Source organism: Candidatus Dormiibacterota bacterium (assembly GCA_035532835.1).
Classification (GTDB): Bacteria; Vulcanimicrobiota; Vulcanimicrobiia; order Vulcanimicrobiales; family Vulcanimicrobiaceae; genus DAHUXY01.
This window is the reverse complement of the sequence record DATKQG010000095.1, coordinates 17,350-40,107: the sequence shown is the minus strand read 5'-3', so window position 1 is coordinate 40,107 and position 22,758 is coordinate 17,350. Positions and strand designations below refer to the sequence as shown.

Genomic DNA, 22,758 nt, shown 5'->3' with positions numbered 1-22,758 from the left:
ACCAACTACACAATAAAAATGTCGTAGATTTCGTTCGCGTAACTCGAGAGATCGAAGGTCTGCGCGCCATCCTGCGTAGCGATGCTATCGCTCATGCGGATGGCGCAACGGCCTCTCGGCTCTCCGTCGTCGGCGGAATTAAGAACCACGTCTCCCAGGGATGCGTCGTGTCTTCCCACGCTGCTTCCAACCGCGAAGGCGCCGTCCTGAGTGAATGCGAGCCCGCGCACGTAGCCCGAAAGCGAAAGCGCGGCGACCGGCATATCGATCGTGCGCACGCGCGAGTAGGACGACTCGCAGACGTAGAGCACTTCACCGAACGATGCCAAAGAGTGCGGATGGTAGAGGCCGGTTGCGACATACGAGTTGGCGGTAATGTCGTAAATATAGCCGTCGATCGCGCTACTCCAGCGATCCGTGCTTTTTGGGCCGAATCCGGAACACAAGAGATGGTCGCCAAACCAGGTGACGGCATTGAGATGGTGGGTATCGGTCTCGCCGGCACCAATTCGCCACACGACCTCGTGGCGCATCGTTTCCATATCGATCCGTAGGACGGAATCCGTGCCTGTCGAGACGGCTATCAAGGCGTTACCGTCGAGCGCGATCGAATGGACGTCGCGAACTTCCGGCAGCTCGACGACGCGCTGGAACCGAAAATCGCGATAGTCGAGAAGGCTGACGTATGAGGCATCCGGGCCCGTTGAAGCGCAGTACAGCCAATCGGTATCCGCTGCAAGCCCGCACGCCGACGTGAGATCGGCTCGCCCCAAATCCGGGCAAACCAATTCCGTCGTTGCCGTATCGAACAGCCCGAGAACGCGGCCGGCTGTGTGCGACGCATTGCAGAAAGAAACAGCGAGTTGAGGCATTGAATCCATAATACGAATGCGACCTTAACGCGGCCTCTAGGGGTGGGGTTTCCAGGGGAGACGTGAGCCCGCGGCTAAGCGATGAACATGCCCGTGTTCACCGAGCATGCGTGTGCCTTCGTCCATATTCCAAAAACCGCCGGCACTTCGATTCTCCAGGCTCTCGACGCCACGAAGGATACGATTGAATTCGGTGCGTTCGGGCTATGGGATGCATTGATGCTTCATCCCGAACGCGAAGCGATCGTTGTGGATATTCGTCGAAGTTTCCGGATAGCAACGTTGCGAGAGTTTCCACAACAGCATTTGCCTGCAGCGGCGCTGCGCAGATTCCTCGGAGAGGAACGCTGGGAGAAGCTTTTTAGCTTCACGTTCGTTCGCAACCCGTGGGATGTGGTCGTTTCGACCTATTTTTTCCAGCAGCAATATCAAAGGGAGGGCATCCACCGCGAGATGGATCCCGACCTCGCGGAAATCGTCGCGCGAAGCCAACGTTTTTCTGATTTTGTCGAGCTCTATGTCGTCGCGCGGGCCGATATGACCGCGATGATCGTCGACGAGCGCGACCGAGACATCATGAGTTACGTGGGGCGCTACGAATCGATCGACAGCGATTTTACGGAAATATGCCGTCGTATTGGGGTGACCGCGCAGCTTCCGCACGATAACGCATCATTGCATGCCGGCTATCGGCACTATTACAATAAAAGAACGAGGGCAATCGTGGCCCGACATTTTGCGCGAGACATCGATAGATTCGGCTACCAATTCTAAGGAATGTGTTCGAAAAGCACGCGCTCTAGGAAGAATCCAAGATCGCGTTCGTCGGGGCTCAACCCTAATTTGTGATAGTTTACGACGTTGGACGTGGTGATGAGCAATTCGTGGATCGAACCGGGCGCGAATCGTACTTCCGAGCCGATTTCCAGCTCGCCGAAAACGGCCTCTGCCTGAGCGACTGTTTTCCCATCGATAGTGACGTCGAAAAGCGTCCCGGGAGGCATGCCCTGCGGAATGCGCGCGGCAACGCTCACGAATCCAATCGCACGTTGGGCTAAAATCGCAAAGCGTGCCTCACTGCCGCACCAACCGTCGGGGTATCTGCCCGTCGCGTTGCCTTCTTGCGACACATAGCCGGCGGTCGGAATCGACAACTGGGCTGCAAGCTGCGCAACGAGGATCCGTAAGCGCGCCGCCTGGACGGAATCCGGCACACGCTCGCCTTGCTTCCGCTGGTAAAGTGCGATCAATCGATCTCTATGGCCGAGCAATTCCCCAAGCTCGCGGGCATCTTTCTGCGTAAGGGTATAGCCCGGCATAAAGCGATTCGGGAGTAGGCGCGGTACGAAGAAGGTTGTGTGGTCCGCATGAACCTCCTCGTCGGGGCGTTCGCGAGTATATAAGTAGATTGAAAGCGATTTTCGCGAGCGACCTTTTTGGTCCGACGGCAGATCGATGCAATCGAAGCCGTGCCACGAGCGTTCGCTCGTTTCGAAGATCACGCAGCGATTATAGCCGGCTTGGTACGTTACGACGTGCGCTAACGGGTCGCGAGCATCGCTATACAGTGAGATTGATCCACCCCAAGCGGGGTCCCAGTCTTCGTTGAAATACACGATGAGATTGATGCGTCGATGAAGTTTGCTCACGGGGTGGAAATTAAAATCGACATGTGGCCGCAAATCGCGCCCGTCGAAATTTTCGTGAGTTCCACCACCGTAGTTTGAAGGGTCGTATTCCAGCCCTTCGATACCGGTGAGCGTGGACAACCAATTTAGAAAAGCGGTCGAACCAAAGTATTTATGCAGCGTTCTAAACACGGGGCTCAGCGACGTCAAATCTTCGTGAACTGATTTTCCGCCTGCGGCCCCATAGAGGTTGGGTGCGCCACTTTCGGACGTAGGGAACTGAGCCGCGACGTCCCTTGCGACATCCTCAGAGAAAAATCCATCGATGCAAATATGCTTGAACGGCGACGCGGTACGGAAGCCTTGCAGAAGAGCTTCTGTGGATTGAATAACGGCGGGACTGACAACGTGATCGTACAATGCTTGCGGCTATTCTTGAGGAACGAGCAACCCTACAGGCCGATGATGGTACGGTCTCCTCGTTCCATCTTCCTGGTGATGGTAGAGTGCCGGCTACGGCGCATCGAGAAAAATGTCTAAGGCGCGGTAAAATTTATCGCGCTCGCCGCTGAGGCTGTAGCGTTCGACAATTGCGGCGGCACCGGCGAGAATGCGCCTGGTGACGAGAGCATCCGAAAGCAAAAGGCTGATCGCCTGGACTATTGCGTCTGCCGAGTATTCGGGCACCAGCGCGGTTCGGTGGTCGACACAGAACGAGCGGTTGCCGATGCAGTCCGGAGCGACGACCGCGCAACCCAGGACCATGGCCTCGAGCGCGGGGAGAAAGAAGCCTTCGGTTTCATGAGGCAGCACGACGGCGACCGATGCGGACGCCAGAAGCGCAAGGAACGCATCGTGCGGCAGCCCCTGCGTCTGTGCGATCGTTTCGATGCCGCACTCTTGCAGGCGGGCTTCAATCTCCAGGGCGAGGGGCGCATTCTTCAAACCGGCGATTGCGACGGCAAAATGTGCGTTCGTACGTGCTGCACGAAGCGCGTCGAGGTCCAAGCCATTCTCTATAGTGACGATTGGGCCGTTGACTCGGCCGGTGTCGGCCAGCGCCGTCGCTAGCTGCGGGCTGACGCAGATGCGTAACGCAGGCCGTGAAAGGTATTCGTAGCGAGGATCGCCGGGAGTGGTGTGGCTGAAGCCTTGAATGAGATTGACGACCGGGCGCCCGCCTATATCGACGCCTGCATTGTCGAGCACGCTCCAATCCAGGCCGGCTAGAAAAAATGCGTCGCTTCCATCAAGCGAATCCGTTCGCGGGATATCGTCTGCGCAAAGCGCGGGATCGTACGACGTGTCGATACCGGTCGTTGTATATAGCCGCGGTTGAAAGTAGCCCGAAGCGCCAACGTGCCGAGCGTAGTCGAGGACCTTGAGCTGGCCACCATTAAACATGCCGGAACGACGAATAAAGAGCGTAGCTGTTCCTCCTCCAGGAAATTACGTTGGCGCGCGTAGGGCCGCCTGCGCGACAAGACCGGAGCTGCAGGTCGTTGCCTCGGTTATCGTCATTCCGGCCGTTCGTATCCGAAGATGCGTATGTCCTCCGCGTACAATGCAGCAACCATATCGATCGCCTCGTCGTCGAGATCGGCAATAGCGAGCCGGTGCGTCGCGGCCTTGCGGTGTGGCAGAGACCCCTGCACGCCGACGCGTTGCAAGATCAGTTCGACGTCATGGGCAAGGCGTTCGAATCGACCGATGTAGTCGACCATTTGCGCTCCATCATCGTCGTGGATAAATGCGTGTTGGGGCATCCATTGAACGTGTGTGCGCTTGCCGATCAGTTCGAGGTAGCGCTTGAACTCATCGTCGCGCTCCATTCCGATATAGGCCCGAAGGTCGTCCCGGCGCCGCATGAAGGCGTACTGCGAGAGCGCCTTGTCCCACGGATTTCTTACAATTGTAAACTTGAAGTACGCGAAAAACGCAGCCTTACCGACTTCGGCTCGGATGTGACGCGCGAGCAAATGTTGCAGAGCCCCGGTTTGATACCTGTTGCCGAGCGAATCGGTAAACCCCATCCATAAATCCGCTTCGGTACGCTCTCCCGGCCAGATGAGGTCTTCGATGCTCGTACCCCCGCACTTTGGAATGTGTACGAAGATGCACTTATGCTGGTGAGAAATCATCCATACCATCGACGTGCAGCAAAATGCAGCGGTGGCCGGAAAAAATGCTGTCGCTATCGACCTCAACGTCCGGCGTGGTGAAGCGTATGGCCAGGCCAAGGCGCGCTTGCTCGGTGGTGTTCGGATGCGATCCGTGGACGAGGCTCTCGTCGAACAGAATGTACTCGCCCGCCTCCAGTTCGACATCGATTGCCGTTGCGAGCAAGCCGTCGTCGCATACGACGAATTTTGGATCTGCCGACGGCTCAGCCGAGAATCCCGGCAAGCGCGGGATCGCTCGGATGCAGCCGTTTTCGACGGTGGCGCGATCGAGCGCCAACCAAGCCGACACGTTGCGTCGTGGCCGCAGGATGTCTCCCCAGTGGTCGCTGTCACGATGCCAACCCAACTCGGGCGAACCGGGCGGTTTGGTAAAAAAGTTCGATCTCCAAAGTACGATGTCGCGCCCCAACACCGAAGCGATGTGCGCCAGTATCTGCGGCGTCGTGCAGGCGCTCATAACGAGCGGCGAATCGAGGTGTCGCGATTGATTGGAATTGTGCCCCAGTGGCGGCGGAGTATTCAGGACGTGCTCTTGGATGTCCGAACTCAGACGCTCTGCAGCATCTACCGATAACGCGCGAAATGGGCCTGCGATACCGCGCTCCGCGAAACCTTGCATCGGCCAAAGCTGACTCTTCATTGCGCGCGCTCCCGCAGGAGATCGTTCGCGGCGGCCGCGATGGCGATGAGCACCCACCACATGATGCCGACTTTTGGGTAGATCCAGAGCGTGTCGACGATCTGGTGGAATGCGAGGACGATCGCAACCGTAAAGCCTGCCAGCGGTAACGGCTCGCTACAGTTTCGCATGAACGCCGCTACCGATAACGCCACGAGCCCCAGCAGCGCGGCTTCGCCGAGTAGCCCTTGTTCCGATAGCACCTGAAAGTATTCGCTGTTGGCGTGCGTGCGCACGCCGGGCGCAAAGCGCGAGATCTCCAGTTCGAAGTTGCCCGGCCCGACGCCGAGCAGCGGATGCTCGCGCCAAAGCGTGTACGCACCGCTCCAAAGTTCGGCGCGCGTTCCGAGGCCGCCGTTGTAGGCGTCCGCGCTCGCGCCGAAGATGCGCGAAGCACCCGGCGCGTGGCCGGCCATCGCGGCACACGCGATGCCAAAGAGCACGACGAACCCGAGGCCCGCAGCAAGGGCAACACCGCGCGCGCGTTCGCGATGGGCCCGCAGCAGCAAAACGATCGCGAACGCTACTGCTAGGCCGGCAATCCCGCCGCGCGAGAAGGTTAGCAGCGTCGCGATCGTCCCAAGTATGAGGGCGATGCGTTCGATTCCAACCGCGGGACGCAGCGCGACGAACGCCGCGATACTCGGCACCACGATCCCGAGGTACGCGCCGAGTTGATTGGGCCCTTCGAGCGGCCCGGCAATGCGGGCGATGGAGTGGCCGAGCAACGATAGGCTCTCGGGTGCGCCGGCAACTTCTTGCAGAAGCGCGAGCACCGCGACCAAGCACGTGATCGTTGCTAAGGTGAAGCGCACCAGCCGTTCGTCGGGATCGGCGCGATACGCGAAGTACGCAACCGCAAGCGTCGCGAGAAATTCTATGTCCTTGAGCGTTTCGCGCACCGCCGCATGCACGTTCATCGCATGCAGAGCAGAGAGGATCATCGAGCCTACGAGCAGCCCTTGGGCTGCGAACAGCCACCAAAACGTGCGGCCGGGTTTAGGAAAGGCGCTCATTCCGCGCAAAACCAATCCCACCGCAACCCCAATCAACACCGTTTTTGAAAGCGTGACGGTGGTGCCGTGCGTGGAGTAGTAGAGCGCGAACGGCGCTGCGGCCACGAGCGCCACGAATCCATAGGCCGCGCGCCGCCGGGCGAGGACGAGTGCGAGGAGCCCTCCCAGCAGCGCGAGCGCGAGGCTAAGCCGTGTCCCGGCGGGCGAATCGGTCAGTAACGAATCTCCGTCGTAGCGCTCGCCGGTCGCCATGTTCAAATACCCGACGCCGCGCAAGAGCACGCTCAGGTGTCGTGTATCGCTGCCCATCCCCACCTGCGCCGGCACGAAGGTATACGCCGGGCTCAGCGTGATACGCAGCGGTTGCGATCGCAGCGCCGGAGGAATCGCGAGCGCGAGCCGATGTGAGCCCGCGCCGAAGCAACAGCGGGTTTGCGCCGGAGCATGTGCGAGCGTTACGACAAACGATTGAGGACGATCGCCGGCCGCGTACACCGGGATGAAAAGGTCGATCAGGATCGTGTCCGCGCCAGGGGGCGGCGTCACGGTGAAGGCGGCCCGGCTACCGACCCAGCAGCAAGAGCCGGTATCGCTTCCCGGTGCGATTCCCCCGAGAATGTTTCTTGGTGCGATGCCCTGCGGGTAGGTTGTCGCGGCATCGGCAAGGGACGGCCCTGCAGCACAAAGGCCGACGAATCCTAAAAGGGCGGCCAGAATCGCGGTGCGCCGGAAGCGATGCATGGGGCCTACTTTCACATCGGCCCCGGGCCACCCGTTGGGGCGGCGGGGTGTTCGTGCTTTGGGTTCGAATATGGCCTTGTAGGAGCCGGGTGGAACCATGGATGGAGTTGTTTGAGGAAGATTTCCGCCCTCGTAACGGTTCCCACGGACCGCGACGCCGCTTCAGCGCCGCGCGATGACCGCGTGCCCCGCCGCTCGCAGATCGAGCGACTGACTGCCGTGCTGCACCACGTGCTCGCCCTGCGCAACGCAACCACCATCGAGCGCGGTTACCCGGACAACTACCGGGACGACTGCCTCGAATGGCTGCCGCGCCGCGCCGAACTCACCGTCACGATCGCCGAGGCCGCAGGCCAGGGCGGATGGCGTGAAGCCGAATTAGAGCTCGGCTCGGGGCCCGATGCGATCTATCGGTACTTTCCATTCGCCAGCTTCGTCTACGTCGATGGCCGGCTTGAGGCGATCCTCGAATTTTCCGAACCGCATCAGCGCTCGGTCGCGACGTTACGCCTACCGGTCGGCCGCCCATGCACGATCGTCATCGTCACCGAACTGGCCTCCGTGCCGAACGCCACGGACGACGAGCGTGAACTCTCGCTCCTTTTTTGGGGACTGCGAACGGGCCGGCCGGCACCGCCGCGAGCAGCAGCGGCGCAGCTTACGGCGGTTGACGACCATTATTCGCAGCATAGCGTCCGGCTCGTTGACGAACTGCCGCGCCCGGTCTTCGTCTTGGGTTCGTACCGTTCGGCTACGAGCGTACTTACCTGGGCGATCGGCCAACATCCGAATATTTGGCCACTCGAAGAGACCGGTTTTCTAACGCTGCTCGGAAGCGGGGCCTTAGCGGGCTACCGCCACTCGACGTCTGCGGCGCGTAACTTTTTTCAAATCTACGATATTTCCGGCGACGAGTATCTCGCGAGCATCGGCGCCGGCATCGATGTGTTTATGAAACGTGCCAGCGAACGGCGCGCTGAGCACGTCGCCCTCGAACGCATGGCAAATAAGCCGGGCCGCTTCGGAGGGCACGACGAGCGTTTTCAACTGCGCCGCATGTCCTATGCGCCCAAACGGCGTTGGGTGGACGGAGCTCCCGAGAACACCGCCAACGTTGCGATGCTGCGAAAGCTCTTTCCGCTGGCGCAGTTCGTGTGCATGGTGCGTCACCCGTACGATGTTATTGCATCGATGCTGCATTTCGATCGCGCCGGCGGCCGGCAGACAAGCCTCGACGAGGCGATCCACATGTGGACCGGCATCATGACGTGGGCGCTACTTGCGGCGCAGGCTTATGGGCCGCAGGTCGTCAAAATCGTGATGTACGACGATCTCAAAGCCAACCCGGCGCGCACGCTCGGCGACATTTTCTCGTTTATCGGTGAACCCCAATATGCGGCATCGACACAGACGTTTTCGGAGCGCATTAATACCTCTCGCGTGGATCCTCGCGAGTACGCCGAGGCGCGCACCCAGCTCGAAGCGCGCCTAAACGATAAAGCAGGGCTGCTGCGGCTTTACGAAACGTTCGCCACCATGAGCAGGCTAGGGTGGAGTGTAAATGCCGACGCGCAAACGGAATTAGACGAGCGCCAAAACGATCTCCTCGAACGATTGATCGGGGAGATCTCGTGAACGCGCTCCGCTTCGGCGCTGCGGCCGAGCCGCAGGTAGCGATCGTCGTGCTGAACTGGAACGGCTGGCTCGATACGGTCGAATGCCTCGAGAGTTTGCTGAGGAGCGATTATGCGAATTATCGCATTATCGTGTGCGATAACAGCTCGGTCGACGGTTCGTTCGAGCGCTTGCAAGAATGGGCGAGCGGGCGGCTTACCGTGAACACGACGGCAGACGGCCCGGGCGGAACGTGGGCTTATCGCCCCGCCCTTAAGCCGCTGCGTTCCGTAGTTTACGATCCGGAGTGCGACGCGCATGCCCCGGCCGACTGCACCGATGCGCCGCTGATATTCGTGCAAACCGGCGCAAACCTAGGATATGCGGGCGGCAATAATGTCGGCATTCGTTACGCCCTGGCGCACACCGATGCGCGATACGTATGGATTCTGAATAACGACACCATTGTTGACCCTCATGCGCTGACCCGGATGGTCGATTGCGCCTCGCGCGACCGGCGTATCGCTATCGTCGGCGCGACGCTCTTGCGCCACGCGCAACCGGATATCGTTCAAGCATACGGCGGCGGTTCGATTATTCCGATGGTCGGCGTGGACACGCAGTTCGGCCGCGGCACGAAAGTGGTTGCATCGCCGGCTCTATCTAAGCCCCTCGAGCACGTAGTTGGTGCGAGCATGTTTGTGCGAACGGAGGCGATTCGCTCCGCGGGCCTGCTTGAGGAATCGTACTTTCTATATCGTGAGGAAACGGACTGGTGCATCAAGTTGCGCCGGCTCGGTTGGAAGCTGGTCTTCTGCCCGGAGGCGGTGGTTTGGCATAAAGAGGGCCGGTCGGTCGGCTTCAAAAGCGAGTTGCACGACTACTACTCAGTTCGCAACATGCTGTACCTCATGCAGCAATACTACCCCCGAACCGTACCGCTCGCGGTCGTATATTGGCTCTTTCGATCCCTGCTTCCAAAGCTGGTGCGATTACAGTTTCGTCGGATCGGCTGCGTCGCTCGCGCATTTCGTGATTTCTTCCGCGGCGTCAACGGAAAATCGGATGCGTTTGCCCACAGTTGGCCACTTTTGGAAGCGGCGTTGCGCGCCGAAGAAGAGGCCGTTCGCGCCCGGACTAAGCGTCAAAAGCGAGCGCATTGGACAGCGCGGTTAGCACGCTCTCCGGCGAAAAACGCGCCGCGCTCGCGCGTCCTTCCGTAGCGAGCCGGTTCCAGAGGAACTCGTCGCGGTACGCCTCGAGCGCACGTTCGGAGAACGCCGCGGCATCGTCGGCAACGAGAATATCGTAGCCGTCACGAAAGCCGGTTCCTTCGTTACCCGTGCTTGTGGTTACGGTAGGTAACCCCATCGCAAGACTTTGCACGATCTTGCCTTTCATGCCGGCACCGTAGCGCAACGGCGCGAGAAAGACGCGCGCGCGATCGAACAACGGCGTAACGTCGGCCACATAGCCCGTCACGCGGATGCGAGGCGAGCGCAATTGCAGCACCTCCGGCGTCGGCTCCGAACCGGCAAGCGTGAGTTCGATGTTCGGGTCGACGACCCAGAGCAGCGGCATTACGCTTTCGCAGAGATAGCGCGCGGCGTCGACGTTTGGAGGGTGCTTGTAGTTGCCCAAAAAAAGCGCGTTCCTACGTCCTTGAAACGGCGGCGGCTCCGTCGTTCGGATCGCCTCGACGACCGGAACGACAAACGCTTCGATGCCGTATTCGCGCAGCGTGGATTGCTCCTCCGGCGTACACACGATCGTACGATCCGCTTCAAGTGCGTAGGAAATTTCGGCATCCCGCGTGCGCTCCCAGGCGGTGGTACGGCCGGTGACGGCCGTTTCGCGCTGCTCGCGCAGGTGATGCAAGTCGACGGTATCGTAGATGCGCTTACAGCCCGTGCTAGCGGGCAGTAAGGCCGCGTAACGCTCGTAGAGCTCGGGCCGACAGACCCACGCGACGTCGATGGGGAGCGAGAGTTCCGCGAGCGCGGCGCGGCCGCCGTCGCGATTCTCGAGCACGTCGATACCGCACGCCCGCAGGCCCGCAGCGTATGGCTCGTGGGCTATCCCGTCGTCCGGCAGAAAAAGCACGTCGTATTGCAATGCGCGCATCAGGCGCGCAAGCGCCGCGATGCGGCGCGACCCCGCGTCGCGGTCCGTGAACGGCACGTGCGTATCGACGATTAAGACGCGTCGCTCTCCTTGCAGCCTGCGAGCAGCCAGATCACTCTGGGCGGCGTGGGGAGCTGCCGCAACGATCGCGTCGCCGTCGTAAGCGATCGCCGTCGGTTGGTAGACGACGCGTTCGCCGATCGAGCGCAGGGAGCGGGCAAAGCCGGCTGCCGAGCGATGCTCGTCCGCGAACGGTTCGGGGAAGCCGCCGGCCGCGCGCAACGCGTCAGCGCGCACGAGCATGAAGCGCGGCGTGACGAACTCCGCGTCGCGAAGGTAGGCGTACTGATGAAGCCCCGGCTCGTCGCCCACGCCGACTTCCACGAGCGCTCCATTGCCGTCCGACGCGCCGCCTGCGTGCAGTAGCCGCCGATCGCGAGAACGCAGCTGCGCGCCGCCGGCAACGATGCGTGCGTCGGCGAGGAGCGGGGCGAGCAGGTTCGCGAGCCATTCGCCGGTCGGAACGACGCCGGACGCAACGAACGCAACGTACGTCCCAGTAGCGGCCGCCGCGCCCGCATTCAAATGCTCGGTATACGAGCCGCCGCAGGCAACGATCCGTAGCCCTTCGCAGGCACGCGCGTAATCGACAATCCCCTGCTCCGTCGGATCCGCGACGAGTAGGACCTCGTAGGAGATTCCTTGCGCCGTTCGTGCAATCGCGCCAAGCGTGTTGCGGGTTCCGCGAAGCGTTTCGCCTATGACGACGATCGTGACGAGCGGATCGGCCCCGTTCGATACGCGAACCGGAGCCGGCGCGGCATCGCGAACGACTTCAAGCTCCCAACGTCGTCGCTCCAGGAAGGAGCGCCATTGCGCCGCCGTAATGCGTCGCAGCTTTTGGGTACCGCGAACGACCAAGGCCCGAAAGCCGTGAAGCTCGAGGATATCGAGCGTTTTCCGCAGCGCGCTTCGCATTCGTAAGGTGGAGGCTTCGGCGCTTGCGAAAAGAACCCTCAGCTTCGGTTTGGCGCAAGAACTCGTAACGCATCCTCCGGTAGCCCTCGCGAGAAGGCTCCATCATTTTCGCTGGCTCATTTACGAGCTGGTTGTGCGCGATCTGAAGCTTCGCTATCGAGGCTCGGCGCTCGGTTTTGCCTGGACGCTCCTGAATCCGCTGCTCTTTATGGCGGTGTACACGCTGGTGTTCGGAGTCTACCTCAAGGTGGGCATCCCGAATTTTCCGCTCTATCTCTTGAGCGGGTTGCTCGCCTGGAATTGGTTCGCGAATGCGCTCCAGCTCGGCACCAGCGCGATCGTCGACGGCCGAATGTACGTGGGCAAGACCGTCTTCCCGACCGAGGCGCTGCTGATCGTCCCGGTGCTCTCGAATCTCATAAACTTTCTGCTCTCGTTGCCCGTGTTCGTCGTTTTGGCGATCATTCTGCACGGACATCTAGGAATCGCGCTGATCGCCTTGCCGGTCCTCATCGTGCTGCAAAGCGTGATAACATTCGCGACGCTAACCTTGTTCGCCACGTTTAACGTGTTCTATCGCGACGTGCAGCAACTGGTAACGTATTTTGTGATGCTGAGCTTCTACCTGACGCCGATTTTTTATAGGACAAGCTCGATTCCCGAGGCGATTCGCCCGATCGCGCTGGCGAATCCGTTAGTCTCGCTCATCGTGAGTTATCAACGGATCCTTTTCTATAACACGTTTCCGAAAATGAGCGATCTGATATACCTGGCGCTTACGGCATTGGTGCTCTTCGGGATCGCGCAAATGGCGTACAATCACTACAAAGATTCGTTCGGCGAGTATCTATGAAGAACGCGATTAGCGTAGCCGGCGTCGCCAAATCGTTTCGCTATCGCTCGTTGGGGCGCGCGACGTTAAAAGATGCCTTGGTGAAGCGGCTCTTCACGGCCGAGGACCATCGGCTGCGCATCGTCGAGGCGCTCGCCGACATCGATTTCGAGATCGAGCACGGGCAAATGCTCGGCATCATCGGGCGCAACGGCTCCGGCAAAACAACCTTGATGCGGCTCCTGGCCGGAGTTTTTCCACCCGACGCCGGGACGATATCGATCGATGGCGCTCTCGCTCCGCTGCTTGCGCTGGGAGCCGGCTTTCACCCCGATCTCACCGGCCGGGAAAACGCACGCGTAGAGTTATTGGTGTTGGGGTTTACGCCCAAACAAGCCGAAGCGAAAATGGATGCGATCGTCGAGTTCTCAGAATTGGGAAGTTTCATGGACGCGCCGGTGCGGACGTATTCGTCCGGCATGCTCATGCGCTTGGCGTTCGCGGTTGCCGTCTGCGTGGATCCGGATATCCTGCTGCTTGATGAAGTGCTGGCCGTCGGCGACGAACTCTTCGCACAGAAGTGCCTGATGTCCATCGAAGATTTCAAAGATCGCGGCAAGACGATCGTGCTGGTTTCGCACAACACCGGGATCATCGAGCGGTGGTGCGACGTGGTGTTGTGGCTCGATCGCGGGCGCGTCAAGATGTTCGGAACGCCGCAAGAAGTAGTGCAAGCCTACGCGCAGAGCGATGCAGGGGTAGGATTCGCCTAGGAGACGCGTCGCCCGAAAATGCGGCCCACTCTCCCGAAGAAGCGCTTGAGCGACCAGAACGATCCGGATTGAATCAAATCGATAAGGGTCGCGAGTTGGGCCGATTCGGCTCGCAGGCGCGAGGCCAGCGATTCGGTGTTTTCCAGCAGCACGGATTCGAGCTCGATCGCGCGCGACTCAAGGATATTGCACCTGGATTCGGCCGCTTGTACGTCGGACTGCAACCGCGCACGCTCGGCCGTTAACGCGGATTTGGTAAACTCAAGTTCGCGAGTGACGGATTCGAATTGGCCTATCGCAGCGTGGAGTTGTTCGATAGACTCCTTGTCGGCCGTTGCACGCAGTTCGAGCCGCTGGATGTTCGCATCGAGCGAGGTAATACGGCGCTCGCGATCCGACGAGGCGCCTCGAGCGTGCTCGACGTCGCGTTGCAGCGTCTCGATTTGCGCTCGATACTCGGCGGCGGCTGCCTCGAGGCCCTCCCACTGCGCGTAGAGATCTTCTATCGTCTTGCGCGATTCGGCCTGGGCGGCGCGGAGCGATTCGGCATCGCGTTCTAGTCCTTGTACGCGTGCATCGCGATCGAAGAGCTCGCGCTCGGCCTCGCCGAGCTTCGCGTGTAGGACGCCCCGCTCGGCGTACGCAGCCGATAACATCGCGCCCGAACGCGTGAGATCCTGTTCCAGAACAGCGACCTTTTGCTGCAGCGTTGCGAGTTCTTGCTCCGCGTCTTTCGTTTGCATGCGGGCCGCCGCGACTTCGGCATCTTGCAGCTTAAAGAGCTTCTCGCTCTCTGCGATCTCAACCCGGAGGCTCTCAACGGTTGCCAGCAGCTCTGGAATGCGCTGCTGCGCTACTGCGTTTTCGGCCGGGTGCTGTGCCGCGTCTTCGAGTCTAGCGATGGCTTCCAGCAGATCGCGCGCGCGGTCGTCCTTCGCTTCGCTCTCGGCTTCGAGCCGGTGCTGCTCTTGCTGGAAAACGCCGAGGGAATGCGTTAGATCGATGACGCGCGCCTCAAGTTCGGCCGCGCGTGCGGTTTGGATTGCCAACCGCTCTTGTGCGCGGACGAGGTCGATTTCGAAACCATGGGCACGTTCCGTAGCGCTTGCCGCGGAAGCCTGGAGCGCCTCGGCATCCTGAACGCGCAGGCGCAGCCCTTCGATCTCGCGAGCGTCTGCGGCGAGGGCTTGGTAGTCCGCTTGCGCCCGTAACATTTCGGCATTTGCGGACGCCAGGAACTGACGGGTTTGCGCAAGTTCAGCTTCGTGTTGCTCGAGCCGGGCCGAGGCCTGCGCGAGTAGTTCCCGTTCGCGTTCGGAACGCGTGCGCGTATTCGCTAGCTCGGTATTTGTCGCCAAGAAGCGTTTTGCAAGGTTGCGAAATCGCGCTTCGTTGTTGAGCGGATATGCGCGCAGGATGAACTGCAACGTATCGCAATCGGGGTCGCGCCGAACGGCCTCGACTGCCTCGGCCGAAAAATCGCTTTCGCGAACGTCGGGCACCAAGTCGCTCTCGCTAAAGAGCGGCAGCACCGTCCGCCCGACTTCTTCAAGGTGGTAGCCGGCTTCGAGAAAGAGCTCCTCGGCGGACCTGCGGGTAAAGAAACGTAGGTGCGAATCGTCGAGCAGGCCCAACTCCTGGTAATCGAAGTTCCCCTGTAGCAGGGCGAGCCGGACCGCGCCATGCGCTATGTTCGGCAACGAAATGAGTGCGAAGCCGCCCTCGCGTAACAGGGAACGTGCTTCGTCGAGCACGCGTAGGGGGTTGCGCAGGTGCTCGAGTACGTCGGCAAAGACGATAATGTCAAACGTATCGTCACCGACAGCTTCGGCGATCGAGGCATTATCGAGATCTGTAACCACGACCCTCGAGCAGTACTTACGGGCTTCTTCCGCGGCTTTCGGATTAATATCGATGCCGACCGTATCGCACTGACGACTCTGCAAAACCTTGGCTAGGTAACCGGTTGCGCACCCTACATCGAGAACACGCTTGCGCTCGCCCACCGCACCGACCAGAATCGCTAGGCTCGAATTCGGATCGAGCGTACCCTGCGCAAACTCGGTTTGCTGGGGATAGTCCTTCCATCGGTCGGTGGTTTCGATGTGCACGGGGCCTCCAGGTTGGCTGCGGACGCCGGATGCGCCCGCAAAGAAGGATGCTCTGCGTCTGTTTCAAAGGGTGGCACATCGTAACCCTGCACCCAAAGTAGGCAATCCCATTGGATTCCAGCCAAATCGAGTCCGCGTCCAAGCATCTAATCGACGAACAACGGCGCTTGGCGCGTCTGCGAAACGATTACGAGACCGTCACCCGCAGCCGCTTTCATGCCCTGCGGATGTTGTGGTTTTCGTTCAAGGCGGTGCTCGGATTAGGCCGCGAGGACCGCTTCGCGGTGTGGTCGCCTGGCCTCGCGCTCAGCCTCGGCCGTCCAGCAGAGGCGCCATATGCCGCAGCCCGCACACTCGCAGAGAGGCAATTGGTACGGTCCTGGTCGGATCGGCCCGCTGCAGCGGATGGCGAACCGATGGTTTCAGTAGTGATTCCGGTCTACAACCATTGCGACGTGACGGTGCGCTGCCTGCAATCCGTCATCGACATGTGGCCAGCGACATTACCCGTGCAGCTTATCGTTGTCGATGATGCCTCTATCGACGGCACGCCCGGCGTTCTGGCCGAGCTACCTGGCATCGACTACATTCGTAACGCGAGCAATCAGGGATTCGTGCGTTCGTGCAACCGCGGTGCGGCACTCGCGCGCGGCCGTTACATTTGCTTTCTCAACAACGATACTGAGGTGCGCGAGGCCTGGCTTGACCACCTGGTGATTCTTGCGGAGTCGGACCCTTCGATCGGCGCGGTTGGATCCAAGCTCGTGTACCCGGATGGCACGCTGCAAGAAGCCGGCGGCATTATGTTCCGCGATGCGTCGGGCTGGAACTACGGCCGTACCGGCAATCCCGCAGACCCGCGGTATAACTACGTTCGCGACGTGGATTACTGTTCCGGGGCAGCCCTCATGATTCGCCGTGATCTGTTCCGACGCATTGGTGGATTTAGCGAGCTCTTTGCACCTGCGTATTACGAAGATACCGACCTCTGCTTTTCTGTTCGGGCGCTAGGTCAGCGAGTTGTCTACCAGCCACTTTCAGAGGTCGTCCACTACGAAGGGGTGAGTTCCGGCATCGATATAACGAGCGGTTCGAAGCGCTATCAAGATATTAATCGCCCGAAGTTCCATGAGAAGTGGTTTAATGTCCTGGACGGCCATTATGAGGCACATCCTTCGTCGGTCGCGGGCGCGGCGCGCCGACTCAAATCGGCCCCGACGATCCTCATCGTCGACTCGTACGTTCCCTTGTACGATCGAGAATCGGGGTCCCTTCGCTTAATGCAGATTATAAAACTTCTATGCGAGGCGCGCTACCAGGTCATATTTCTTCCCGATAACTTCGCGCAGATGCAGCCGTATACGACGGAACTCAATCAGCTAGGCGTCGAGGTGCTACATCACACAGATGGCGGACGAACGCAACAGCAAGCGTTGGAGGAAGTGCTTCCATTTTTGGATTTTGCCTGGATTTGCCGCCCCGAGCTCTTCAAGAAATACGAGCCGATGATTCGACGTAACCGTGCAACAAAGGTTTTATACGACACGATTGATCTGCATTTTGTGCGCAAGCGCCGCGAATATGAACTTTTCGGTGGCGAGCCCGACGATTGGCAAGCGAGCGAGCGCGAGGAAGTCGCTGCCGCGCGGATAGCTGACGCGACAATCGTAGTTACCGAAGACGAGCGTAAATTGCTATCGGCGCTCGGCGCTGACCATGTTTTTGTCATCCCGAACCTGCACGATCCCGAGATAATAGAGAGCCCGGGCTACTTAGAACGGAGTGGGCTGCTCTTTATTGGGGGTTATAACCACACGCCCAATGTTGACGCGGTAAGGTGGCTTTGTAGCGATATCATGCCCCTCGTATGGCTCGAACATCCGGAGATCGGTTTAACGCTTCTGGGCAGCAACCCACCAGAAAGCGTACTCGCTCTTCAATCGGATCGGGTGCGAGTTCCGGGATATGTGCCCGATGTGAGCAGCTACTTCGGGTCTGCTCGCGTCTTTGTCGCTCCGCTTCGATACGGCGCCGGCCTAAAGGGTAAGGTCGGCCAAGCCTTATCACATGGCCTGCCTGTAGTTTTGACAGACATCGCCGCGGAGGGATTCGGGTTTAAAGATGGGCGGGACTGTCTCATTGCAGGCGACAGTCAATCATTTGCGCGAGCAATCTGCAGGGTCTACGATGATGAAGAATTGTGGGGCCAAATAGCGCGCGCATCATTTGAAGTGCTAACCCCATTCACTCGAAATGCGGTAAAGCCAACTCTATTTTCAATGCTGTCGAGCGTTTTAGAAAAGGCGCATCCAACACCGACGGCCTAGTTGGTTACCACGCTGGCTTGCTGGCCTTTTACTAAAATCGACCAGTCGATAAGCTCTTTGAAGTAGTCTTGGTATACTAATGAGGTCCCATCCCAGAGAAAGTGATGCTCGTTCTCGTCATACCACGAAAGCTGGAAATGCCGAGCGACGCCGGGATGTATAGGCACGCTGATGACTCCCAGTGGACCCCGCGGCGAAAGTGCGAAATGGGATTCCATGGTTGTCGCAATATCTGCTTCTGCGAAGCGCTTATCTACCAAGAGTGCTGCTGCCGCGATTCGCTCCACGAGCTCTTGAAGAAGACGCCGTGTCGGATGATTAACCGTCCATAGAGGGCGCTCCGCAGCAAAATAATCGAAAAAAACTTGTCCCATGCCGATATCGCACTTCGCGTCGCGGGCGGCAAATCTGGCCAACTCAAGTTTTAGGAGACGATCTAGGTCAGGCTTATAATCGTCCCATGCGTTCAGATAATATTCTAGTATCTCCTCTGGCGATTTGCCCGCATCGATCTGCGATAAGATAACGCGGTCGCCGTACGGGAAGCGCCCGAACGGGAAGGATGGCTCGCTTGGATTATATGGATTTACTGCAGTCATTGGCCACAAAAGATTGCAATCAATCGACGGAAACTTGATGATTGTGCAGGTTTCTGGTAGCGCGTCGCGTTGCGGAAACTGGTTTGAGTCGTGTTGTTCACATAGAAAGGCGCAGTTAGCAATGTCTTCATCCGTTAGAACAAGCTCGTCAAAACGTCTATCTCGATAGCTTGGGATATAGCGGATGTCGAAGTGTGCCGTGATACCTACGTCGAGTCTAAAAACTGACGAAACCACTTCCGCCTGACAGTTGCCATAGACGAGGATCGTCTCCTGGTTACTCATAGCCGCGTAGCCGCTAGAGATGCTTCTATCATGCGCTCAAAATATTCACGATAGCCGAGGATTTCGTCGAAGTGCTGGTGACCAGCCGTCGGGTTGTACCATTGAAGGGAAAAATACTCCGCGACACGGGGGTGTATTGGAACTGCTATTTGGCCAAAGAGATCGCGGTCTCCAAAGCTATAGAGTAGTTCCGTTAAAACTCTACGGGTAATCAACACTTTCGAGGCAAACATACGATCTAACAGCCTTATGATGAGCTCGCATAATAATGCGTTTGTTGGACCCGCGGCGCCCCAAAATAGGCGTCTTTGTGAAGCATACTCTTGAATATAGGGAACCATTTTGACATCCGTGCGCGCCTCGAGCCAGTCGAGGCGCTCTAATTCAGTTTGGTGGAGCGACTGCAGGTCAGGCCATGAAACATCCCATTCGACGGATAGATAATATTCGACAATCTTATCTGGGTTAACATGCTGTTGTAGGCAACTAATTATAAAACTGTCTCCGTAGGGGAAACGCCCGTTTGGGTAGCGAGGCGGCTCGGGTCGGTTGAAGGGATTGACGCACGTGAATGGCCATAGGTAGCGCAGCTCAAGCGAGGGGAATGCGATCCGCTCACAACCAGCCGGAATTGCGGTAAGAAGCTGGCCAGCTTCGTAGGGCTCTTGGTGCAAAAACAACGCGCATTCAGCGAGAGCCCGCGTGGATGCGGCAACATTCTCGGCGCCAAGATGGACGACACCATATTTTCCGCTGATGCCCGCTATGCGATCGAGCACGATGGCAATTGCGCCGGCGAGTGCGTCGCCGAACACGACAATCGATCTCACGGGGCCGCCTGCTTTTTCTCGGCTAGCGTCGCGATCACTAAATCGCCAAGCTCCCCAACGTTCGCCAATTCGTAGGCCGCCTCGAAGGGCAACTCGATTCCGAATGCCTCTTCCACGTTCATGAGGAGGATGGAATGGGAGAGCGAATCCCAACCGTCCACATCAGTACTAGTGGTCTCGCTCGTGATGATTTCCTCAGGCGACACATGAAAGGTAGCCGCGACGGTGGCACGCACTTTTTGGAAGACATTCGTATCGCTCATGAGTTTTGTTGCTCTCTTGCCTCAAATTCGCCGCGCAGGTACAGCTCCTTATTCTTGGTACGGCTGATTTTTCCACTCGTCGTCTTTACTAGCGCCCCTGCGGCCACAGGAACGAAGGCATGAATTGCCAAGCCCGCACGCTCTAAGATATGCCGCTTTGCGCGTGATGTCGTAGCCGCCGACGCGCCATCTCCCGAGCACTCGGCAAGCACGACCACGACCGTCGCATCGCTCCGTTCGTCCTCAACCGCGATGGCGACGCATCGTCCCGGGACGATGCCTTCAATATCTGTCAGGAGCGCTTCGATTTCATGGGCGTAGTAGTTCCGGCCATTCACAATCAGCATGTCATCGACACGGCCCGTAACGTATAATTCACCATCATGCAAAAAGCCTACATCGCCGGTCGCATACCAGCCGTCAGCCAAGCGTTCACGCGTCTTTTCCGGGAGCCGATAGTAGCCACCGAAAAGAAACTTGCTAGTAACATGGATTTCGCCGATCTGGTTCTCGGCAACCTCTTCACCCGTGATATGATCCCGGACTAAGACCGCGACACTGTTGGCCGCACTTCCGCAGGAGAGGAGTCGCTGTTCCTGTTTTTCGTCTTGTGCATCGCTGAACACCCCCAGCGACAGCGCCGCAGCGTCGGCGCGCAACACCGTGGGGCTCTTCCCCAGCTGCGTTTGCGTTACGGCAAAAACGTTCTCTGCCATCGCATAACAAACGTGGAGCTTCTCTCGGCTGACACCGCTGGCGTGAAAACGCTCCAAGAATCGGTCGAATGTTGCCGGCTTGCAAGGTTCGGAGCAATTAATAAAAGCGCGCATCGACGACAGATCCCATTCCCTCTCTCCGCGGGCGCCGTTCACGAGGTGCGAAAACGCAAAATTGGGGAGCCAAGAAAACGTCGTGCGATACTGCTCGATCGCATCGAGCAGCATGCGCGGGCGCATCACCCATTCAAATGGATCGAGCGCGACCAGATGCGTGCCCTGCAAAAGCGAGCCCATGAAACAGGCAATAAAACCCATATCGTGATAGAGCGGTAGCCACGACGCTATAGAATCGCCATCCCCGAATCCGATCACCTCCGTATGCATCTTGTGGTGATCGAACAACATCCGATGCGTGAGCATCACGCCTTTTTTTAGGCCTGTTGTTCCGGAACTGTGCTGCAGGCATGCTATATCGCCCGGCTGCGCGTGCAAGCCGATGAAATCAGCGTGGGGATCATTCGGCGAAGCAAGGATCGAATCGTCAGCTACGCATATGCCGATTGGAAGGGTGGAGATGAGCCGTTCGGCAGTAGCCGCGTTTTCTTCATACGTGACGATGAGGCGCGGTTCGATGCGCCTGAATAGGGCTTCATGATCGGACCAATACAATGCCGGGCGTTGCTTGGGCGAGGGGAACGGCATAAATGACGGGACGGCGCCGGCCAATATCGCACCAAGGTAGCTGTAAAACAAATGCGGAGAATGACGAAGAATAATCAAGACGACATCGCCACGACCAATGCCCCGCATCTGATAATAACGCGCGTACGCGCAGCTACGTTCGTAAAGCTCAGCGAACGTGATACGAGTGGTGTGTGGCCCCAGCGTAAACGTGCAGAATGCCGCTTCAGGCGTTCGATGCGCCAGGTATTTGACTTGCTGAGACAAGTTGATGCTCATCGCTCAATATCCAATGGTGCGAGGCACACGCGCCGCAATGGTTTACCGCGCCGGGCCGGGCTGTGGCTATTTAGCTTTGCGATTATGTCGCACCATTAAAAGTTCATGCCGTGTTTTTGGCGAAATCTGAACATCGTACATTAGCGAACTTAGGAGCAATTGGAAACCCATCATAAACGGGAGCACCGCGAGCATCACGGTGCCGATGGGCTTTGGAAGGTGCGTTATAAATCCATTTATCCATTGGACCAATCCGAACACGAATCCGAAGAGCGTCAGGGAGAGACCCATAACAAAATACAGTGTCCCAATGTTCACATCGAAAATGAGATACTGAACGAAAAACCTTTTTAGGGTGAGTTTTGCTAGTCTTTGAGGGAATTCAAAAATCACGCGTCTTACGGAGAGCGAGCTGGGTGCAAGATTGTAAATCGTCGGCATCTCGAGTTCGAGTATCGGGAAACGCTTGAGGCCAAACTCGCAAAGTATCGAGATTTCAAAAAAATAGCTGTCGGCAAACGATCGCCAATCTAGCATGCGTAGCGCATCGGATCGAAAGGCGACATAGCCGTTAGTGGGGTCGAGCAGATTCCAATAGCCCGAGGCCGCTTTCGTCATCAGGGACAGAACCGCGTTCCCCCAAAGACGAACTTTCGGCATGAGGCGAACGACGCTTGCATCAAAAAAACGATTCCCTTTCACGTACGCAAGGACTGGATCCCGGTCGAACGCGTCTTGAATCGCCGGAATAAACGACGGATCCATCTGTCCGTCCGCATCGATCTTCACGATGATCTCGGCATGGCACTCTAAGGCTGCGGCAATACCGGTTTTCATAGCCGCGCCAACGCCTCCGTTGGCACTATGTGCGATGACGATCACGCGAGGATCGTTGCGGTAGGCACTGGTTATAATTGCACCGCTTCCTTGCGGGCATGCGTCATCTACCACAACTACGGCTTGCGCATAAGTAAGGGCAGTCTGCACCACGTTTTTAATTGATGCTGCGGCGCGATAAGCCGGAATGACGCAGCAAACCGTAATGGCCTCGCCATCGGAGCTCCTCGGCAGCCCTTGTTCAGACGGTGATAGTGTCCGGGAAATAGTGTCCACAGTTTGAGCGGTTTAGACGGGGCAGTTGGAGTTCCCGGTGGATGCGTCGTCATTTTTTTGTTTCGCCCCGGTCTAACGCAGGCAGGAGCTCCCGGCCGGCGAGCCTACGCT

19 protein-coding genes are annotated in these 22,758 nt (G+C 58.6%); 6 read left to right on the top strand and 13 right to left on the bottom strand.

The window, feature by feature from the left end:
• Positions 1 to 5: 5 nt before the first annotated feature.
• Positions 6 to 872, bottom strand: coding sequence for a DUF4915 domain-containing protein (locus VMW12_11785; GenBank protein HUZ50395.1), 867 nt, complete (start codon positions 870 to 872; stop codon positions 6 to 8).
• 87 nt (positions 873 to 959) lie between these two features.
• On the opposite strand from VMW12_11785, the gene VMW12_11780 reads away from it, so the two are divergent.
• Positions 960 to 1,646, top strand: coding sequence for a sulfotransferase family 2 domain-containing protein (locus tag VMW12_11780; GenBank protein ID HUZ50394.1), 687 nt, complete (start codon positions 960 to 962; stop codon positions 1,644 to 1,646).
• Here VMW12_11780 and VMW12_11775 read toward each other — a convergent pair.
• The 5 genes from VMW12_11775 to VMW12_11755 form a co-directional block, all read right to left on the bottom strand.
• On the bottom strand, positions 1,643 to 2,641 hold the full coding sequence (locus VMW12_11775) for a 2OG-Fe(II) oxygenase (GenBank protein HUZ50393.1): 999 nt from the start codon (positions 2,639 to 2,641) through the stop codon (positions 1,643 to 1,645). The genes VMW12_11780 and VMW12_11775 overlap by 4 nt on opposite strands.
• Positions 2,642 to 3,013: 372 nt before the next feature.
• Positions 3,014 to 3,709 carry a glycosyltransferase gene (locus tag VMW12_11770; GenBank protein HUZ50392.1) on the bottom strand — a complete coding sequence of 232 codons (696 nt, stop codon included), beginning with the start codon at positions 3,707 to 3,709 and terminating at the stop codon, positions 3,014 to 3,016.
• Between the two features lie 308 nt (positions 3,710 to 4,017).
• Positions 4,018 to 4,641 carry a sulfotransferase family 2 domain-containing protein gene (locus VMW12_11765; protein HUZ50391.1) on the bottom strand — a complete coding sequence of 208 codons (624 nt, stop codon included), beginning with the start codon at positions 4,639 to 4,641 and terminating at the stop codon, positions 4,018 to 4,020.
• Positions 4,622 to 5,323, bottom strand: coding sequence for a phytanoyl-CoA dioxygenase family protein (locus tag VMW12_11760; protein HUZ50390.1), 702 nt, complete (start codon positions 5,321 to 5,323; stop codon positions 4,622 to 4,624). The genes VMW12_11765 and VMW12_11760 overlap by 20 nt, the downstream gene beginning before the upstream one ends.
• A complete protein-coding gene (locus tag VMW12_11755; protein HUZ50389.1) occupies positions 5,320 to 7,119 on the bottom strand; it encodes an O-antigen ligase family protein in 1,800 nt (599 codons plus the stop codon). Before VMW12_11755 ends, VMW12_11760 begins: the two co-directional genes overlap by 4 nt.
• Positions 7,120 to 7,302: 183 nt before the next feature.
• On the opposite strand from VMW12_11755, the gene VMW12_11750 reads away from it, so the two are divergent.
• A complete protein-coding gene (locus VMW12_11750; protein HUZ50388.1) occupies positions 7,303 to 8,754 on the top strand; it encodes a sulfotransferase in 1,452 nt (483 codons plus the stop codon).
• Complete coding sequence (locus VMW12_11745; protein HUZ50387.1) at positions 8,751 to 9,956, top strand: glycosyltransferase family 2 protein; 1,206 nt, start codon at positions 8,751 to 8,753, stop codon at positions 9,954 to 9,956. Before VMW12_11750 ends, VMW12_11745 begins: the two co-directional genes overlap by 4 nt.
• Here the strand turns inward: VMW12_11745 and VMW12_11740 are convergent.
• The gene (locus VMW12_11740; GenBank protein ID HUZ50386.1) at positions 9,871 to 11,835 is read right to left on the bottom strand and encodes a glycosyltransferase; all 1,965 of its coding nucleotides are present in this window, start codon (positions 11,833 to 11,835) and stop codon (positions 9,871 to 9,873) included. The two genes, VMW12_11745 and VMW12_11740, sit on opposite strands and share 86 nt — an antisense overlap.
• A gap of 7 nt (positions 11,836 to 11,842) precedes the next feature.
• On the opposite strand from VMW12_11740, the gene VMW12_11735 reads away from it, so the two are divergent.
• Together VMW12_11735 and VMW12_11730 are read left to right on the top strand one after the other, a co-directional pair.
• A complete protein-coding gene (locus VMW12_11735) occupies positions 11,843 to 12,688 on the top strand; it encodes an ABC transporter permease (GenBank protein HUZ50385.1) in 846 nt (281 codons plus the stop codon).
• Complete coding sequence (locus VMW12_11730) at positions 12,685 to 13,440, top strand: ABC transporter ATP-binding protein (protein HUZ50384.1); 756 nt, start codon at positions 12,685 to 12,687, stop codon at positions 13,438 to 13,440. The genes VMW12_11735 and VMW12_11730 overlap by 4 nt, the downstream gene beginning before the upstream one ends.
• Here the strand turns inward: VMW12_11730 and VMW12_11725 are convergent.
• Positions 13,437 to 15,551: a methyltransferase domain-containing protein gene (locus VMW12_11725; protein HUZ50383.1), complete on the bottom strand. Its 2,115-nt coding sequence runs from the start codon at positions 15,549 to 15,551 to the stop codon at positions 13,437 to 13,439. The genes VMW12_11730 and VMW12_11725 overlap by 4 nt on opposite strands.
• A 110-nt stretch (positions 15,552 to 15,661) precedes the next feature.
• On the opposite strand from VMW12_11725, the gene VMW12_11720 reads away from it, so the two are divergent.
• Positions 15,662 to 17,878 (top strand): glycosyltransferase, encoded by a 2,217-nt coding sequence (locus tag VMW12_11720; GenBank protein ID HUZ50382.1) that lies wholly within the window; start codon positions 15,662 to 15,664, stop codon positions 17,876 to 17,878.
• Here the strand turns inward: VMW12_11720 and VMW12_11715 are convergent.
• The 5 genes from VMW12_11715 to VMW12_11695 all read right to left on the bottom strand — a co-directional run bounded on the left by VMW12_11715 (position 17,875) and on the right by VMW12_11695 (position 22,647).
• Positions 17,875 to 18,762: a WcbI family polysaccharide biosynthesis putative acetyltransferase gene (locus VMW12_11715; GenBank protein ID HUZ50381.1), complete on the bottom strand. Its 888-nt coding sequence runs from the start codon at positions 18,760 to 18,762 to the stop codon at positions 17,875 to 17,877. The two genes, VMW12_11720 and VMW12_11715, sit on opposite strands and share 4 nt — an antisense overlap.
• Positions 18,759 to 19,592 (bottom strand): WcbI family polysaccharide biosynthesis putative acetyltransferase, encoded by an 834-nt coding sequence (locus VMW12_11710; GenBank protein ID HUZ50380.1) that lies wholly within the window; start codon positions 19,590 to 19,592, stop codon positions 18,759 to 18,761. The genes VMW12_11715 and VMW12_11710 overlap by 4 nt, the downstream gene beginning before the upstream one ends.
• A complete protein-coding gene (locus VMW12_11705) occupies positions 19,589 to 19,855 on the bottom strand; it encodes an acyl carrier protein (GenBank protein HUZ50379.1) in 267 nt (88 codons plus the stop codon). Before VMW12_11705 ends, VMW12_11710 begins: the two co-directional genes overlap by 4 nt.
• Positions 19,852 to 21,534 carry an AMP-binding protein gene (locus VMW12_11700; protein ID HUZ50378.1) on the bottom strand — a complete coding sequence of 561 codons (1,683 nt, stop codon included), beginning with the start codon at positions 21,532 to 21,534 and terminating at the stop codon, positions 19,852 to 19,854. Before VMW12_11700 ends, VMW12_11705 begins: the two co-directional genes overlap by 4 nt.
• A 66-nt stretch (positions 21,535 to 21,600) precedes the next feature.
• A complete protein-coding gene (locus tag VMW12_11695) occupies positions 21,601 to 22,647 on the bottom strand; it encodes a glycosyltransferase family 2 protein (protein ID HUZ50377.1) in 1,047 nt (348 codons plus the stop codon).
• Positions 22,648 to 22,758: the final 111 nt, after the last annotated feature.

Bases quoted from the DNA above. Each gene is read 5' to 3' on its own strand.
- VMW12_11755 (HUZ50389.1), bottom strand. From the start codon at position 7,119: ATGCATCGCTTCCGGCGCACCGCGATTCTGGCCGCCCTTTTAGGATTC.
- VMW12_11740 (HUZ50386.1), bottom strand. From the start codon at position 11,835: ATGCGAAGCGCGCTGCGGAAAACGCTCGATATCCTCGAGCTTCACGGC.
- VMW12_11730 (HUZ50384.1), top strand. From the start codon at position 12,685: ATGAAGAACGCGATTAGCGTAGCCGGCGTCGCCAAATCGTTTCGCTAT.
- VMW12_11785 (HUZ50395.1), bottom strand. From the start codon at position 872: ATGCCTCAACTCGCTGTTTCTTTCTGCAATGCGTCGCACACAGCCGGC.
- VMW12_11760 (HUZ50390.1), bottom strand. From the start codon at position 5,323: ATGAAGAGTCAGCTTTGGCCGATGCAAGGTTTCGCGGAGCGCGGTATC.
- VMW12_11765 (HUZ50391.1), bottom strand. From the start codon at position 4,641: ATGATTTCTCACCAGCATAAGTGCATCTTCGTACACATTCCAAAGTGC.
- VMW12_11705 (HUZ50379.1), bottom strand. From the start codon at position 19,855: ATGAGCGATACGAATGTCTTCCAAAAAGTGCGTGCCACCGTCGCGGCT.
- VMW12_11715 (HUZ50381.1), bottom strand. From the start codon at position 18,762: ATGAGTAACCAGGAGACGATCCTCGTCTATGGCAACTGTCAGGCGGAA.
- VMW12_11780 (HUZ50394.1), top strand. From the start codon at position 960: ATGCCCGTGTTCACCGAGCATGCGTGTGCCTTCGTCCATATTCCAAAA.
- VMW12_11700 (HUZ50378.1), bottom strand. From the start codon at position 21,534: ATGAGCATCAACTTGTCTCAGCAAGTCAAATACCTGGCGCATCGAACG.